Source organism: Streptomyces sp. NPDC127098 (genome assembly GCF_042722465.1).
Classification (GTDB): domain Bacteria; phylum Actinomycetota; class Actinomycetes; order Streptomycetales; family Streptomycetaceae; genus Streptomyces; species Streptomyces millisiae.
Window position 1 is genome coordinate 65372 of record NZ_JBHXFJ010000012.1, and the last position, 14803, is coordinate 80174.

A 14803-nucleotide genomic window follows, 5' to 3' on the forward strand; every position below is an offset into this window, starting at 1 on the left:
CGCATGGGCGCACCGAAGCCGGAATAGATCGGAGCGGGCGTCTGTTGCAGCACGCTGCCAGAGCATTCCGTACTACCCGGGAGATACGCAGATGTCCGTAACGGAAAAGACCGTCGACAACGGCATTCTCGTTTCCGACGCGGCCGTGGCGAAGGTCAGGAGCCTGCTCGAGCAGGAGGGGCGTGACGACCTCGCGCTCCGCGTGGCGGTCCAGCCCGGCGGGTGCTCCGGTCTGCGCTACCAGCTCTTCTTCGACGAGCGCTCGCTCGACGGCGACGTCGTCAAGGACTTCGACGGCGTGAAGGTCGTCACCGACCGCATGAGCGCGCCCTACCTGGGCGGTGCGTCGATCGACTTCGTCGACACCATCGAGAAGCAGGGCTTCACGATCGACAACCCCAACGCCACGGGCTCCTGCGCCTGCGGCGACTCCTTCAGCTGACGGCCTGGCCTGGCGGCCTGAGCGGATCCCGCCTGGCGGCGGGAGCGCCCCGAAGGGGCTGCTCGGGTTGCTGGTGCGCGGTGGCTGAGATGGCCTACGGGGGCCTGACCAGGCGGCATAGCCGCCGGTCAGGCCCCTTCGCCATACGGACCCCGCCTGGCGGCGGGAGCGCCCCGAAGGGGCGACCAGGCCGCCGGCGGCGTTCGGACGGCCGGCAAGCGCTTGCCCGTGCCGGCGGGCCGGGTATGGGCCGGCACCTCGACGGCCACGCCGCCGGGCGAGGCACGAGGCCGGCCGGTGCTGTGCGGGGGGAGTGGCCACGGGCGTGCCGCCGGCTGGCGCTGCGCGCCGCAGCGGCCGCGCCAGCGTTCTCCGGCGTAGCCGGAAAGGGCGGGTGGGTGGGGCGAAACTCCCTACCGGACGGACAGTTCCGCGCCGGTCGGGTCCACCAGGGTCCGGTCTCCGATCGGGGCGTCCAGCGTCAGCTCGCCCGTCTGCTCCTCGGCCAGCGCGATGCACTCGCGGCCCGGCTGCGGGTCGACCGGCTCGACGCTCACCTGGACCGTGTCCTCCGACTCCTCCGCGACCAGCCGGTTTTCGTCGCAGACGCCGGCCCAGAAGGTGACCGTCAGCGACGTGTCGTCCTGCTCGTAGGACTCCACCGACATGCCGGTGTCCAGGTCCTGCTCGCCGCCCTCGCCCGGGTTCGCCGGGGCGCTGCCCTCGCCGCCCTCGCCCGGATCTGCCGGAGCGCTGCCCTCGCCGGTCTCGGCGGCGTCCGCCGCGCGGTACTCGACCGCGGGCCAACTGGCCTCGGCCGGGTCGGCGTCCGGCAGCGCGATCTCGAAGAGCCAGGACGGCACCAGCACCGGCTCGCCCTCCGACTGGTGCAGAACGAGGCCGAGTTCCGCCGTCGTCTCCGCCGACTCCGGCTTGTCGTCCGTGACCGCGCCGCACTCCAGCGGTTCGTCGTCCATCGGCGGCACCGGCGCCGGCTCGCCCTCGGCGAACGGCATCGGCTCGGCGACGCCCGCGCACTGCGGCTCCGCGTAGCCGACCACCGGCCGGTTCGGGTCCGAGTTGTAGGCGTCCAGCGCCTGCTGCGCGCCGACCGTCGAGTGCTCCTCGGCCGCCTCCGGCAGGGCCAGCGCGCCCATGGCGCCCTGGAGCGCGCCGTCCGGGCCGACGTAGAGCGTCGTCTCGAGCCCGACCGTCGGCAGTCCGTCGAGCAGTGGCACCGCCTCGACCGTCCGCAGCGGCCCCTCCGCCGTGTCGGCGTCGATCCGGGCCGTGTCCTCGTCGAGGCCGAGCGCCGTCAGCACCGGCTCGGCCGCGCGCAGCGCCTCCTCCGCGTCGACCGGATCGCCCTCGAGCGGCGCCAACTGGCGCTCCTCGCTGAGCCCGGGGCCGTAGGTCCAGGTGCCGGGTGCCTCGGGCCGCACCACGAGCGATGCCAGCGTGGCGTCGTCGGTGGGCGTCAGCAGGGTCCCGTCGTCCTGCTCGGTGAGCTCGCTCTCCACCCCGAGCGCCGCCGCCAGCTCCTCCGCCGTCTCCCGCGACACCGTCTGCTCCGGGTAGCGGTAGACGGCCGCGATCTCCGGCGCGCTCGGCAGCTCGCCGGCCGGCACGAGGGTCGCGATCCCGAGGCCGGGCGCCCCCACCGCGTCGTCGAGCACCAACTCGGCCGCCGACGTTCCGCCGTCGCCGCCGGCCGACGGCGTCGCGGGGTCGGAGCCGTCGTCGCCCCACAGGCTCTGCGCCCCGTACAGGCCGCCCGCGATCAGCGTGACGGCGGCCGCCACCGCCGTCACCGCCGGCCACCGCCGGCGCTTCGACTCGTCCGGTTCCTCCGGCGTCTCGACGCTCTCCTCGTCAACCACGCTTCTCTCCCCGCTGGTCGCGCTGATCAGTCATTTGATATGCCCGTTGGACGGTGATCGGCCGAACCCGGTTCCAGGACCCCGGCTGCGGATAGCCTTGGGGTTTCCTACGCAGATCTCCCAGGAGCGAGACACATCGTGCGCATCGCCGTATCCGGTTCCATCGCCAACGACCATCTGATGACCTTCCCGGGCCGCTTCGCCGACCAGCTCGTCGGCGACCAGCTGCACACGGTCTACCTGTCGTTCCTGGTCGACACCCTCGAGGTGCGGCGCGGTGGCGTGGGCGCCAACATCTGCTTCGGCATGGGGCAGCTGGGCGCCAACCCGGTCCTGGTCGGCTCGGCCGGCGCCGACTTCGACGAATACCGGGCCTGGCTCGACCGGCACGGCGTGGACACCAGCTCCGTCCGTATCTCGGAGATACTGCACACCGCGCGCTTCGTCTGCACCACCGACGCCGACCACAACCAGATCGGCTCCTTCTACACCGGCGCCATGAGCGAGGCCCGGCTGATCGAGCTCAAGACCGTGGCCGACCGGGTCGGCGGCCTCGACCTGGTGCACATCGGCGCCGACGACCCCGAGGCGATGCTGCGCCACACCGAGGAGTGCCGCACCCGGGGCATCCCGTTCGCCGCCGACTACTCCCAGCAGCTCGCCCGGATGGAGGGCGAGGAGATCAGGACCCTGACCGAGGGCGCGGCCTACCTCTTCAACAACGAGTACGAGAAGGCGCTCATCGAGACCAAGACCGGCTGGTCCGCCCAGGAGGTGCTGGAGCGGGTCGGCGTCTGGGTCACCACCCTCGGCGCCCGCGGCGTCCGCATCGAGCGGCTGGGCGAGCCGACCATCGAGGTCAGCTGCCCCGAGGAGGACGTCAAGGCCGACCCGACCGGCGCCGGCGACGGCTTCCGCGCCGGCTTCCTCGCCGGGCTCGCCTGGGGCGCCTCGCTCGAGCGCAGCGCCCAGGTCGGCTGCATGGTCGCCACCCTCGTCATCGAGACCGTCGGCACCCAGGAGTACACCCTCAACCGCGGCCCGTTCATAGAGCGGTTCGCCAAGGCCTACGGCGAGGAGGCGGCCGACGAGGTCCGCCCCCACCTTGTCTAGTCAGGCCAGCCGCCGCACCCGATAGGCATGGTTCCGCGGCTCGCCCAGATACTCCTGGCCGCGCATCGCGCACCACGCCGGGATGTCCAGGCGAGCCGCATCGTCGTCGGCGAGTACGGTCACCACCCCGCCCACCGGCACCCGGCCGATCGCCCTGGCCAGCTCGATCACCGGCACCGGGCAGAGCTTCCCCAGCGAGTCCACGGTCACCTCCTCGGCGGCCGGCGCCACCTCGGGCACCTCCGGTGCCGGCGGCTCGGGCGAGACGCCGAGCCGGCCCCGCACCTCCGCCACCACGCCGGGCAGCACCGCGAGGAACCGCTCCACCTCCTCCGCCCCGGTCCCCGGCGGCAGCGAGACCCGCACGTTCCCCTCCGACAGCACGCCCATCGCCCGCAGCACATGGCTGGGCGTCAGCGTGCTCGACGTGCACGAGGACCCGGAGGACACCGAGAACCCGGCCCGGTCCAGGCCGTGCAGCAGCGCCTCGCCGTCCACGTAGAGGCAGGAGAACGTCACCACGTGCGGCAGCCGGCGCACCGGGTCGCCCACCACCGCCACCTCGGGCACCACCTCCGGCACCCGCGCCCTGATCCGGTCGACCAGGCCGCGCAGCCGCGTCCCCTCCTCGTCCGCCGCCGCCCGCACCGCGCGCAGCGAGGCGGCCGCCGCCACGATCGCCGGGATGTTCTCGAAGCCGGGGGCCCGCCCCGACTCCCGCTCGTCCACCGGCCCGCGCGGCGCGAAGCGGGTGCCCCTGCGGACCGCAAGCAGCCCCACCCCGCCGGGACCGCCCCACTTGTGCGCGCTGCCCGCGAGCAGCGACCAGTCGCCGGGCACCGCCCCCCAGCCGAGCGACTGCGCCGCGTCCACCAGCAGTGGCACGCCGGCCGCCCGGCACTCGTCCGCGATCTCGGCCACCGGCTGCACCGTGCCCACCTCGTGGTTGGCCGACTGCACGCACACCAGCGCCGCCGGCTCCCCGCCCGCGCCCAGCGCCGCCGCGACCGCCCCCGGTTCGACCCGGCCCCCGCCGTCCACGCCGATCTCGGTGACCGTGCCGCCCGCGTCCCGGTGCGCCTCGGCCGCGTGCAGCACCGCCGAGTGCTCGACGGCCGACACCAGCAGCCGCCGGCCGACCCGCGCCCGACCGGCCAGTGCCCCGGCGATCCCGGTGTGCAGGGCGCGCGTCCCCGAGGTGGTGAACGTCAGTTCGTCCGGGCGGCAGCCGACCGCCTCGGCGGCCGTCTCCCTGGCCGCGTCCAACAGCATCCTGGCCCGCCGGCCCTCGCGGTGTGGGCGCGCGGGATCGGCCCAGCCGTCCGCGAACGCGGCGAGCAGCGCCTCCCTGGCGACCGGGTGCAGGGGCAGCGAGGAGGCGGCGTCGAAGTAGGTCACACGGCACGCTAACAACCGCGAGGCGGCCCCGGCGACGCGTAACGCCCCCTCCCCGCGAGCCCCCAGGTGGCGTCGAGTAGGGTTTGGTCCGCATAAACATCCAAACCCTGCCCGTGTCAGGGCCGGCCCCCGCTCCGTGCGACGGCAGCCCGGAACCATGGGCGAGACTCTCGGGAAGGCGCTACGTGAGTCCCAACGGCTCCGACCGCTCGTCGCGGCGCCCGATGCGGCGGAGGATTCTGCCGCGGGCGCTGATCGCGGGCCTGGTCCTGGCAACCGCGACAGGTTGCACCTCCGAGGACTTCCCCCGCCTCGGCATGCCGACCCCAATCACGGAGGAGGCGCCGCGGATCCTGTCCCTCTGGCAGGGGTCGTGGGCCGCCGCGCTCGTCACCGGCGCGCTGGTGTGGGGTCTGATCCTGTGGAGCGTGTTCTTCCACCGCCGGTCGCGGACCAAGGTCGAGGTCCCCCCGCAGAACCGCTACAACCTCCCCATCGAGGTCCTGTACACGCTGGTTCCGCTGGTGGTCGTCTCGGTCCTCTTCTACTTCACCGCCCGGGACCAGACCGAGCTCCTGAAGACCTCGGACGAGCCGGACCACATCATCAACGTGGTCGGCTTCCAGTGGAGCTGGGCCTTCAACTACATCGAGCCCGTCGGCGCCAGCGACAACGACGCCCGCACCGACGAGGCGCTGGCCGGCATCCCCGACCGCTTCCAGGAGCGCTTCCCCGAGAACGCGGACGGCGTCTACGAGTCCGGCACCCTCCAGGACCGGAACCCGGACACCAACAACCCCGGGCCGACCCTGGTGCTCCCCGTGAACGAGACCGTCCAGTTCATCATCACGTCCAGGGACGTCAACCACTCCTTCTACGTGGTCCCCTTCCTGATGAAGATGGACGCGATCCCGGGGCACACCAACTCCTTCGAGGTGACCCCCACCCGCGAGGGCGTGTTCATGGGCAAGTGCGCGGAGCTGTGTGGCCAGGACCACTCCCGCATGCTCTTCAACGTCGAGGTCGTCTCCGCCGAGGAGTACGACCAGTACCTGCAGGACCTGGCGGACCGCGGCCAGACCGGCTATGTCCCGGCGGGCATTCCGCAGACCGACGCCGCCGTGAACGCCGAGACCAACGAGGGCCGATCGTGACAACCGTCGAAGAGAGCCAGCCGGCCGGGCAGGTGGCGCCAGCCAGCCAGCCGCCGGCGCGCCGGAAATCTCCCGGCAGCATCGTGGTCAAGTGGCTCACCACCACCGACCACAAGACCATCGGCACGCTGTACCTGGTCACCTCCTTCGCCTTCTTCATCATCGGCGGTGTGATGGCCCTGGTGATGCGGGCCGAGCTCGCCAGGCCGGGCAGCCAGCTCGTCACCAACGAGCAGTTCAACCAGCTGTTCACCATGCACGGCACGGTGATGCTGCTGATGTTCGCGACGCCGCTGTTCGCCGGCTTCGCCAACTGGATCATGCCGCTCCAGATCGGCGCCCCCGACGTGGCGTTCCCGCGGCTGAACATGCTGGCCTACTGGCTCTACCTGTTCGGCAGCCTGCTGGCCGTCGCCGGCTTCCTCACCCCGCAGGGCGCCGCCGGCTTCGGCTGGTTCGCCTATTCGCCGCTCTCCGACGCGATCCGCTCGCCCGGCGTCGGCTCCGACATGTGGATCATGGGCCTTGCGCTCTCCGGCTTCGGCACCATCATGGGCGCGGTCAACTTCATCACCACCATCATCTGCATGCGCGCCCCCGGCATGACGATGTTCCGGATGCCGATCTTCGTCTGGAACGTGCTGCTGACCGCCGTGCTGGTGCTGCTGGCCTTCCCGGTGCTCGCCGCCGCGCTCTTCGCGCTGGAGGCCGACCGGACCTTCGGGGCCCACATCTTCGACGCGGCCAACGGCGGCGCGATCCTGTGGCAACACCTGTTCTGGTTCTTCGGCCATCCCGAGGTGTACATCATCGCGCTGCCGTTCTTCGGCATCGTCTCCGAGATCATCCCGGTCTTCAGCCGCAAGCCGATCTTCGGCTACATCGGCCTGGTCGCCGCGACCATCCTGATCGCCGGCCTCTCGGTCACCGTGTGGGCCCACCACATGTACGTCACGGGCGCGGTACTGCTGCCGTTCTTCTCCTTCATGACGTTCCTGATCGCGGTTCCCACCGGCGTGAAGTTCTTCAACTGGATCGGCACCATGTGGAAGGGCTCGCTCAGTTTCGAGACCCCGATGCTGTGGTCGATCGGCTTTCTGATCACCTTCCTCTTCGGCGGTCTCACCGGCGTCATCCTGGCCTCGCCGCCGCTCGACTTCGCGATCTCCGACACCTATTTCGTCGTCGCCCACTTCCACTACGTGGTCTTCGGCACCGTGGTGTTCGCGATGTTCGCCGGATTCCACTTCTGGTGGCCCAAGTGGACCGGCAAGATGCTGGACGAACGGCTCGGTAAGATCACCTTCTGGACCCTGTTCGTCGGCTTCCACGGCACCTTCCTCGTCCAGCACTGGCTGGGCGCCGAGGGCATGCCGCGCCGGTACGCCGACTACCTGGCGGCGGACGGGTACACCGCGCTCAACACCATCTCCACCATCAGCTCGTTCGTGCTCGGCGCCTCGATGCTGCCGTTCTTCTACAACGTGTGGAAGACCTGGAAGTACGGCACGCCGGTCAACGCGGACGACCCGTGGGGCTACGGCCGGTCCCTCGAATGGGCCACCTCCTCGCCGCCGCCCCGGCACAACTTCCTCACCCTGCCCAGGATCCGCTCCGAGTCGCCGGCGTTCGACCTGCACCACCCCGAGGTCGCCGCGCTCGACCAGCTGGAGAACGAAGCCCGCCACGAGGCCGAGGCGCTCACCGGAAAGGAGGCCGGCGAATGAGGATCCAGGGATGGCTCTTCAGCTGGGTCGCCATCTTCATGCTGGTGATGGCGATCGTCTACGGCGTGTGGTCCAAGGAGCCGGTCGGCACCACGGCCCTCTTCCTCTCCTTCGGCCTGATGGGCATGGTCGGGTTCTACCTGGTCTTCACCGCCCGCCGGGTGGACACCGGGCCGCAGGACAACAAGGAGGCGGACGTCGCCGACGACGCCGGCGAGGTGGGCTTCTTCAGCCCGCACAGCTGGGCGCCGCTGGCGCTCGGCGCCGGCGGGGTGTGCGCCTTCATGGGTCCGGTCTTCGGCTGGTGGCTGCTCTTCTTCACCGCGCCGTTCGTGGCCATCGGCCTGTGGCTGTGGGTCTTCGAGTACTACCGGGGCGAGAACCAGACGCAGTGATCGCGGGCGCCCACTGACCCGTTCGGCCCCCGGCAGCGTCGCTGCCGGGGGTCAACCCGTTTGCAGTCACTCGGCGTGCCGCCTTGCGCTCGGCTCCCTACGTTGTGGCTATGAGTCACACACCTCGGATACAGCTCGGGTGCGCGCTGCTGCTGGCCCCGCTGATCGCGGGCCTCACCGGCTGCGGTGGCGGCGGCAACCCCCTCGCCGGCGAGCCGTACGACGCCGTCGGACAGCTCTCCTTCGGCTCCGCGGGGGACGGCGCCGAAGTGAACCCGGACGACCCGCTGAAGATCAGCACCAAGGGCTCCGGATCCAGGATCACCGACGTGATCGCCACCGACTCGGCCGGCCGCAGGGTCTCCGGAGAACTCTCCGCCGACGGCCGCGCCTGGCGCAGCACCGATCCACTGGCCGCCGGCGCCGAGTACACCGTCCGCGTCTCCACCGAGAACGGTGGCGGATCCCAGGGACGCGGCGAACACACCTTCCGCACCAGCGAGTCCGACGCCGAGCGGCTCGACGTCACCTTCGGGCCCGAGGCGGGCACCTACGGCGTCGGCCAGCCGATAACGGCCGAGCTGAGCGAGGAGATCAACGACGAGACGGAGCGCGCCAAGGTGGAGGGCGCGCTCGAGGTGCGTTCCGAGCCGCGCGTCGAGGGCGCCTGGCACTGGGTGGACGGCACCGAACTCCACTACCGCCCCAAGGAGTACTGGCCCACCGACGCGACGATCTCCGTCACCTCGTCGCTTGACGGCGTCCAGATCAGGGACGGCCTGCGCGGCGGCGAGACCGACGCGCTCGAACTGGCCACCGGCGACCGGATCGAGGCCGTCGCCGACATCGCCAACCACCACATGACGGTGTCACGCAACGGCGAGGAACTGCGCACCATCCCGATCACCACCGGGAAGGAGGGCTTCGCCACCCGCAGCGGCAAGAAGGTCATCCTCGGCCGCGAGTCCTACGTGCGGATGACGGGCACCAGCATCGGTATCCCGGCCGGCTCCTCCGAGTCCTACGACCTGCCCGTCTACTGGGCCGCCAGGCTGACCTGGAGCGGCGAGTACGTGCACGGCGCCCCCTGGTCGGTCGGCTCGCAGGGCTACGACAACGTCAGCCACGGCTGCACCGGCCTGTCGACGGAGAACGCTCGCTGGTTCTACGAACTCGTCAAGCCGGGCGACATCGTGGAGCACGTCAACGGCTTCGGCGAGGACATGGCGCCGTTCGGCAACGGCTTCGGCGACTGGAACCTCTCCTGGGAGGAATGGCTGCAGGGCAGCGCCCTGGGCGGCGTCTACCAGCCGCAGGACCGCGTCGCCTCCCCGGCGCGACTCGCTCCGCTGGCAGCGGGATAACCCCTGGCGGGGTCAAGGCCCCGAAGGACCTCCACCCCCGCCGGCCGGGGGCCCCGCCCGACCCCGGTCCTCCAGGCTTTGCCTGGGGGGGCTCGGCCCGGTCCCTTCCGGGGGTGGCCCTGGTCCGTGGTTCCTGCGGGCCGGGCTCGGGGGTTTCGGGCTGCGCCCGGTCCCGGGTTCTCCGGGCTTCGCCTGGGACATCGGAGCTCGGCCCGGTCTGTGGGCCCTGCGTCTGTGCCCGGTCCGGAGGGCCTCCGGCTCCGCCTGGCCCTGGGGCCTCCAGGTTTAGCCCGGGACATCGGGGCTCGGCCCGGCCCGTGGTCTCCGTGGGCTGTGCCCGGTTCGGGGGGCCGCTCCGTATGGTCCCGGGTTCTCCGGGCGTGGCCCGGTCGGTGGGATTCCTTGGCTGCGCCGGGTCCTCCAGGCTTCGCCTGGGACATCGGGGCTTGGCCGGGGCCGTGGTCCCTGCGGGCTGTGGCCGGACGGCTCGCCCGGGCTGGAGGGCCGCTCGGCCCGGTCGTGGGCCGAGCGGCCAGGGGGGCGGTCAGGCCGGCGCAGCCAGCACGCTTCGGAGGAGGCCCGTCAGGGCGTTCGTCAGTTCGGTCGGGTCCACCGGGTGCGGGACGGCGGCCTCGGCGCGGCTCCAGGAGGCGAGCCACGCGTCCTGCGGGCGGCCGATCAGCACCAGCACCGGCGGGCAGTCGAAGATCTCGTCCTTGATCTGCCGGCACACCCCCATGCCGCCGGCGGGCACCGCCTCGCCGTCGAGCACGCAGGCGTCGACGCCGCCCTGCTCGAGCGCCGTCAGCACGGCGGGCAACGTCGCGCACTCCAGGTACTCGATCGGTGGAAGATCGGCCGCCGGGCGGCGGCCCGCCGCCATCCGCACCTGCTCGCGGGTGTTGACGTCGTCGCTGTAGACCAGCACCGTGACGGTGCGCTCCATCGTTCCTCCGCGGGTCGAGCTTCGTTGCCGTTGCGCGGATCGTACTCCGTGGAACCCGGCCTCAGGCAGGGGCTGTGCCCCAGGCCGACGGCGTGGACACACCGAACCCGACCCCCGAGACAACCCCCGGAAAAGCGCCCGACATAATGACGGGCGTGGCGACAGCAACAGCAGTAGATACCGGGCACGCGATCCCCTCGGTCAACAGGCCGAATGTCACCAGCGTCGGAACGGTCATCTGGCTCAGTTCCGAGCTGATGTTCTTCGCGGCCCTCTTCGCGATGTACTTCACCCTGCGGTCGGTGATGGGTGACGAGTTCTGGTCGGAACAGGCCGACATCCTCAACGTGCCGTTCTCCACGGCGAACACCGCGATCCTGGTGCTCTCCTCCCTCACCTGTCAGCTCGGTGTGTTCGCCGCCGAGCGCGGTGACGTGAAGAAGCTCCGGTTCTGGTTCGTGATCACCTTCATCATGGGGGCCATCTTCATCGGCGGCCAGGTGACCGAGTACGTGGAGCTGGTGCACGAGGGCGTCTCGCTCTCGTCCGGCCCCTACGGTTCGGCGTTCTACCTCACGACCGGGTTCCACGGACTGCACGTCCTCGGCGGACTGATCGCCTTCCTGCTCGTCCTGGGCCGTACCTACGCCGCCCGGCGCTTCACCCACGAGCAGGCCACCACGGCCATCGTCGTGTCGTACTACTGGCACTTCGTCGACGTCGTGTGGATCGGCCTCTTCGCCACCATCTACCTGATCAAGTAGCCGCGCCGGTCGCCGCGCCGCACGACGCACCTCCCACCATCGCACCGACGCTGAAGATCCTGACACCGGGGTAATCCGTGAAAAAGCTCTCCGTACGACGGCGCCATCCGCTGGCGGCGTTCGTCGTCCTCCTCCTCGCGCTGGCGGCCACAGGGGGGCTGTACGCCACGCTCGCCCCCGCGGAAGAGGCCCAGGCCGAGGCTTCGGCCCAGTCCCTCGCCATCGAGGAGGGCAAGCGGCTCTACGAGGTCGGCTGCTCCAGTTGCCACGGCCGGGGCGGCCAGGGCGGCAGTGACGGCCCGAGCCTGGTGGGCGTGGGCGCCGCCGCGGTCGACTTCCAGGTCGGCACCGGCCGGATGCCGATGGCCCAGACGGGCCCGCAGGCCCCGGCCAAGCCCCCCGTCTACACGCAGGCCGAGATCGACCAGCTGGCCGCGTTCATCGCCTCGCTCGGCCCCGGTCCCAGCGTGCCCGAGGAGTCGTCCTACGACCCGGCGGAGGGCGACGCGGCCCGCGGTGGCGAACTCTTCCGCAGCAACTGCTCGCAGTGCCACAACTTCGTCGGCCGGGGCGGTGCGCTGACCAACGGCAAGGAGGCGCCCAGCCTCCACAACATCGAGCCGCGTTACATCTTCGAGGCCATGCTCACCGGCCCGCAGAACATGCCCTCGTTCCCCAACTCCACGCTGACGGAACAGGACAAGCGAGACATCATCGCCTGGCTCGACGAGGTCGCCACCAACGACTCGCCCAACCAGGGCGGTTTCACGCTGGGCGGCTACGGACCGGTCGGTGAGGGTCTCTTCGCCTGGACCTTCGGCATCGGTGCCCTGATCGCCGTCGCCGTGTGGATCGGCGCCAGGAGCACTAAGGCCAGGAAGTCATGAGCAGCCACAACGACAACAACGACGAGCACACGTCGCACGGCGAACTCGCCCCGGCGGACGACCCGTTCGCCGACCCGGGGCTCCCGCCGCACGAGCACCGCAGGCAGGACATCGACGAGCGGGCCGCCAAGCGCTCAGAGCGCACCGTGGCGCTGCTGTTCGTCGTCTCGATCCTCGCCACGATCGGCTTCATCGCCTCCTACGTCGCGATCCCGATCGACCAGATCGTCTACATCTGGCCGTTCGGCCACGTCAGCGGGCTCAACTTCGCGCTCGGCCTGACGCTCGGCCTCGCCCTCTTCTGCATCGGCGCCGGCGCCGTGCACTGGGCGCGGACCCTGATGTCGGACGAGGAGATGGCCGACGACCGGCACCCGATCGAGGCGACCCCCGAGGTCCGCGCCCAGGTCTTCGAGGACTTCAGGCAGGGTGCCGCGGAGTCCCAGTTCGGGCGCCGCAAGCTGGTCCGCAACACCATGTTCGGCGCGCTGGCCCTGGTGCCGCTCTCCGGCGTGGTCCTGCTGCGCGACCTCGGCCCGCTGCCGGGCGACAAGCTGCGGCACACCCGCTGGCGTGAGGGCTCGCTGATCATCAACGAGTCCACCCAGCAGCCGCTGCGCCCCGAGGACATCCCGGTCGGCGCGCTGGTGCAGGCGATGCCCGAGGGCCTCGACCCGCACGACCACGACTTCCAGGTGGAGATCGCCAAGGCCGCGGTCATGCTGGTGCGTCTGGAGCCCGAGGACATCAAGGACCGGCAGTCCGCGGACTGGGGGCACGAGGGCATCCTCTGCTACTCCAAGATCTGCACCCACATCGGCTGCCCCGCGACCCTGTACGAGCAGCAGACCCACCACGCGCTCTGCCCCTGCCACCAGTCGACGTTCGACCTCGCGGACGGCGCCCGGGTGATCTTCGGTCCGGCGGGGCACCCCCTGCCGCAGCTGCGGATCACGGTGAACGAAGACGGCTACCTCGCTGCGCTCGGCGACTTCGAGGAGCCCCCAGGCCCGAGCTTCTGGGAGCGCGGATGAGTACGGCAACGGATACCCCCAAGGCGACGGGCGACGCCCCGCGGAACCGCGGCAAGGCGCCCGCGGGAGAGCGGGTCGCTGACTGGGCCGACGGCAGGCTCGGCATCTACTCGTTGGCCAAGGCCAACATGCGGAAGATCTTCCCCGACCACTGGTCGTTCCTGCTGGGTGAGATCTGCCTCTACAGCTTCGTCATCCTGATCCTGACGGGCGTGTACCTCACGCTCTTCTTCGTGCCGAGCATGGCCGAGGTCGAGTACCACGGCTCGTTCGAGCCGATGCAGGGCCTGCTGATGAGTGAGGCGTACGCGTCGGCCCTGGACATCAACTTCGAGGTCCGCGGCGGTCTGCTGGTCCGGCAGATCCACCACTGGGCGGCGCTCATCTTCGTCGTGGGCATCTTCATGCACATGATGCGGGTGTTCTTCACCGGCGCCTTCCGCAAGCCGCGCGAGATCAACTGGCTCTTCGGCTTCCTGCTGCTGGTGCTGGCGATCTTCACCGGCCTCACCGGCTACTCGCTGCCGGACGACTCGCTCTCCGGCATCGGCATCCGGCTGATGGAGGCGGCGATCCTGGCGGTGCCGGTCGTCGGCTCCTACCTGCAGATGTTCATCTTCGGCGGGGAGTTCCCGGGGCACGACATCATCCCGCGGTTCTTCGTGGCCCACGTGCTGCTGCTGCCGGGGATCATGCTGGGCCTCGTGGTGGCGCACCTGATCCTGATCGTGTACCACAAGCACACCCACTACGCGGGCCCCGGCCGCACCAACGACAACGTGGTCGGCTACCCGCTGCTGCCCGTCTACATGGCCAAGGCCGGTGGCTTCTTCTTCCTGGTGTTCGGCGTGATCGCGATCATCGCGGCCACGGTGACCATCAACCCGATCTGGCTGCTCGGCCCCTACCGGCCCGACCAGGTGTCCACGGACGCCCAACCGGACTGGTACCTGGGCTTCTCCGAGGGCCTGGTCCGGATGATGCCCGGCTGGGAGTGGGTGCTGCCAGGCGGCTACACGCTCAACTTCGGGCTGCTGATCCCGCTCGCGGTCTTCCCGTTGATGCTCGCCGTGATCGGTCTCTACCCGTTCTTCGAGGGCTGGGTCACCAAGGACCGCCGCGAGCACCACATCGCGCAGCGCCCGCGCAACTCGCCGACCAGGACGGGCTTCGGCGTGGCCTGGCTGACCGCGTTCGTCGTCACCACCATCGGCGGTGGCAACGACCTGTTCGCGATCCACTTCAACCTGTCGATCAACGCGATCACGTGGTTCTGCCGGATCGGCTTCTTCGTGCTGCCGGTGATCGCGTTCTTCGTCACCCGGCGGATCTGCCTCGGCCTCCAGCGCCGGGACCGCGACAAGGTGCTGCACGGCCGTGAGACCGGCATCATCAAGCGGCTGCCGCACGGCGAGTTCATCGAGGTCCACGAGCCGCTGGCGCAGGAGAAGCTGCACCTGCTCACCTCGCACGACCAGCACGAGCCGTACGAGGTCGGCCCGGAGACCGACGAGAACGGCGTTCGGCGCCGGATCGGCCCGGTGGAGCGGGTGCGGGCCAGGATCAGCCGCGGCTACTACGGGGAGCAGGCACAGATCCCCAAGCCGACCCGCGAGGAGTACCGGGAGATCACCAGCGGCCACGGTCACCACTGACCGTCCGCGCTCCCGAAGCCGAGTGGCCCCCGCCCGTGCACGGG

Annotated in this window: 13 protein-coding genes; 10 read left to right on the forward strand and 3 right to left on the reverse strand. The window is 70.7% G+C overall.

What is annotated here, in order from left to right; all coding sequences use genetic code 11:
- Window positions 1-91 precede the first annotated feature (91 nt).
- Complete coding sequence (locus ACFWI8_RS10705; RefSeq protein ID WP_311603708.1) at window positions 92-442, forward strand: iron-sulfur cluster assembly accessory protein; 351 nt, start codon at window positions 92-94, stop codon at window positions 440-442.
- A 413-nt stretch (window positions 443-855) separates the two neighbouring features.
- On the opposite strand, the gene ACFWI8_RS10710 is transcribed toward ACFWI8_RS10705, so the two are convergent.
- Window positions 856-2322, reverse strand: coding sequence for a hypothetical protein (locus ACFWI8_RS10710; RefSeq protein ID WP_387088340.1), 1467 nt, complete (start codon window positions 2320-2322; stop codon window positions 856-858).
- A 138-nt stretch (window positions 2323-2460) separates the two neighbouring features.
- Between ACFWI8_RS10710 and ACFWI8_RS10715 the strand changes: the two genes are divergently transcribed.
- The gene (locus tag ACFWI8_RS10715) at window positions 2461-3435 is read left to right on the forward strand and encodes a carbohydrate kinase family protein (protein ID WP_311605027.1); all 975 of its coding nucleotides are present in this window, start codon (window positions 2461-2463) and stop codon (window positions 3433-3435) included.
- On the opposite strand, the gene ACFWI8_RS10720 is transcribed toward ACFWI8_RS10715, so the two are convergent.
- A complete protein-coding gene (locus ACFWI8_RS10720; protein WP_387088343.1) occupies window positions 3436-4833 on the reverse strand; it encodes a cysteine desulfurase/sulfurtransferase TusA family protein in 1398 nt (465 codons plus the stop codon). It lies immediately after the preceding gene.
- A 185-nt stretch (window positions 4834-5018) separates the two neighbouring features.
- On the opposite strand from ACFWI8_RS10720, the gene coxB reads away from it, so the two are divergent.
- The 4 genes from coxB to ACFWI8_RS10740 all read left to right on the forward strand — a co-directional run bounded on the left by coxB (window position 5019) and on the right by ACFWI8_RS10740 (window position 9473).
- The gene (gene coxB / locus ACFWI8_RS10725) at window positions 5019-5987 is read left to right on the forward strand and encodes a cytochrome c oxidase subunit II (RefSeq protein ID WP_311604590.1); all 969 of its coding nucleotides are present in this window, start codon (window positions 5019-5021) and stop codon (window positions 5985-5987) included.
- Window positions 5984-7714, forward strand: a complete 1731-nt coding sequence (gene ctaD / locus ACFWI8_RS10730) for a cytochrome c oxidase subunit I (protein ID WP_387088347.1) — start codon at window positions 5984-5986, stop codon at window positions 7712-7714. Before coxB ends, ctaD begins: the two co-directional genes overlap by 4 nt.
- Complete coding sequence (locus ACFWI8_RS10735; RefSeq protein ID WP_311604592.1) at window positions 7711-8109, forward strand: cytochrome c oxidase subunit 4; 399 nt, start codon at window positions 7711-7713, stop codon at window positions 8107-8109. Before ctaD ends, ACFWI8_RS10735 begins: the two co-directional genes overlap by 4 nt.
- Before the next feature lie 110 nt (window positions 8110-8219).
- Window positions 8220-9473 carry an Ig-like domain-containing protein gene (locus ACFWI8_RS10740; RefSeq protein WP_387088351.1) on the forward strand — a complete coding sequence of 418 codons (1254 nt, stop codon included), beginning with the start codon at window positions 8220-8222 and terminating at the stop codon, window positions 9471-9473.
- A gap of 544 nt (window positions 9474-10017) precedes the next feature.
- Here ACFWI8_RS10740 and ACFWI8_RS10745 read toward each other — a convergent pair.
- Complete coding sequence (locus tag ACFWI8_RS10745) at window positions 10018-10419, reverse strand: hypothetical protein (RefSeq protein WP_387088354.1); 402 nt, start codon at window positions 10417-10419, stop codon at window positions 10018-10020.
- Between the two features lie 146 nt (window positions 10420-10565).
- Between ACFWI8_RS10745 and ACFWI8_RS10750 the strand changes: the two genes are divergently transcribed.
- The 4 genes from ACFWI8_RS10750 to ACFWI8_RS10765 all read left to right on the forward strand — a co-directional run bounded on the left by ACFWI8_RS10750 (window position 10566) and on the right by ACFWI8_RS10765 (window position 14759).
- Window positions 10566-11183 carry a heme-copper oxidase subunit III gene (locus tag ACFWI8_RS10750; protein WP_311604596.1) on the forward strand — a complete coding sequence of 206 codons (618 nt, stop codon included), beginning with the start codon at window positions 10566-10568 and terminating at the stop codon, window positions 11181-11183.
- A 77-nt stretch (window positions 11184-11260) separates the two neighbouring features.
- Window positions 11261-12070 (forward strand): c-type cytochrome, encoded by an 810-nt coding sequence (locus ACFWI8_RS10755; protein WP_387088357.1) that lies wholly within the window; start codon window positions 11261-11263, stop codon window positions 12068-12070.
- Window positions 12067-13104 (forward strand): Rieske 2Fe-2S domain-containing protein, encoded by a 1038-nt coding sequence (locus ACFWI8_RS10760; protein WP_387088359.1) that lies wholly within the window; start codon window positions 12067-12069, stop codon window positions 13102-13104. The genes ACFWI8_RS10755 and ACFWI8_RS10760 overlap by 4 nt, the downstream gene beginning before the upstream one ends.
- Window positions 13101-14759 carry a cytochrome bc complex cytochrome b subunit gene (locus tag ACFWI8_RS10765; RefSeq protein ID WP_387088361.1) on the forward strand — a complete coding sequence of 553 codons (1659 nt, stop codon included), beginning with the start codon at window positions 13101-13103 and terminating at the stop codon, window positions 14757-14759. The genes ACFWI8_RS10760 and ACFWI8_RS10765 overlap by 4 nt, the downstream gene beginning before the upstream one ends.
- The last annotated feature ends 44 nt before the right edge of the window (window positions 14760-14803 follow it).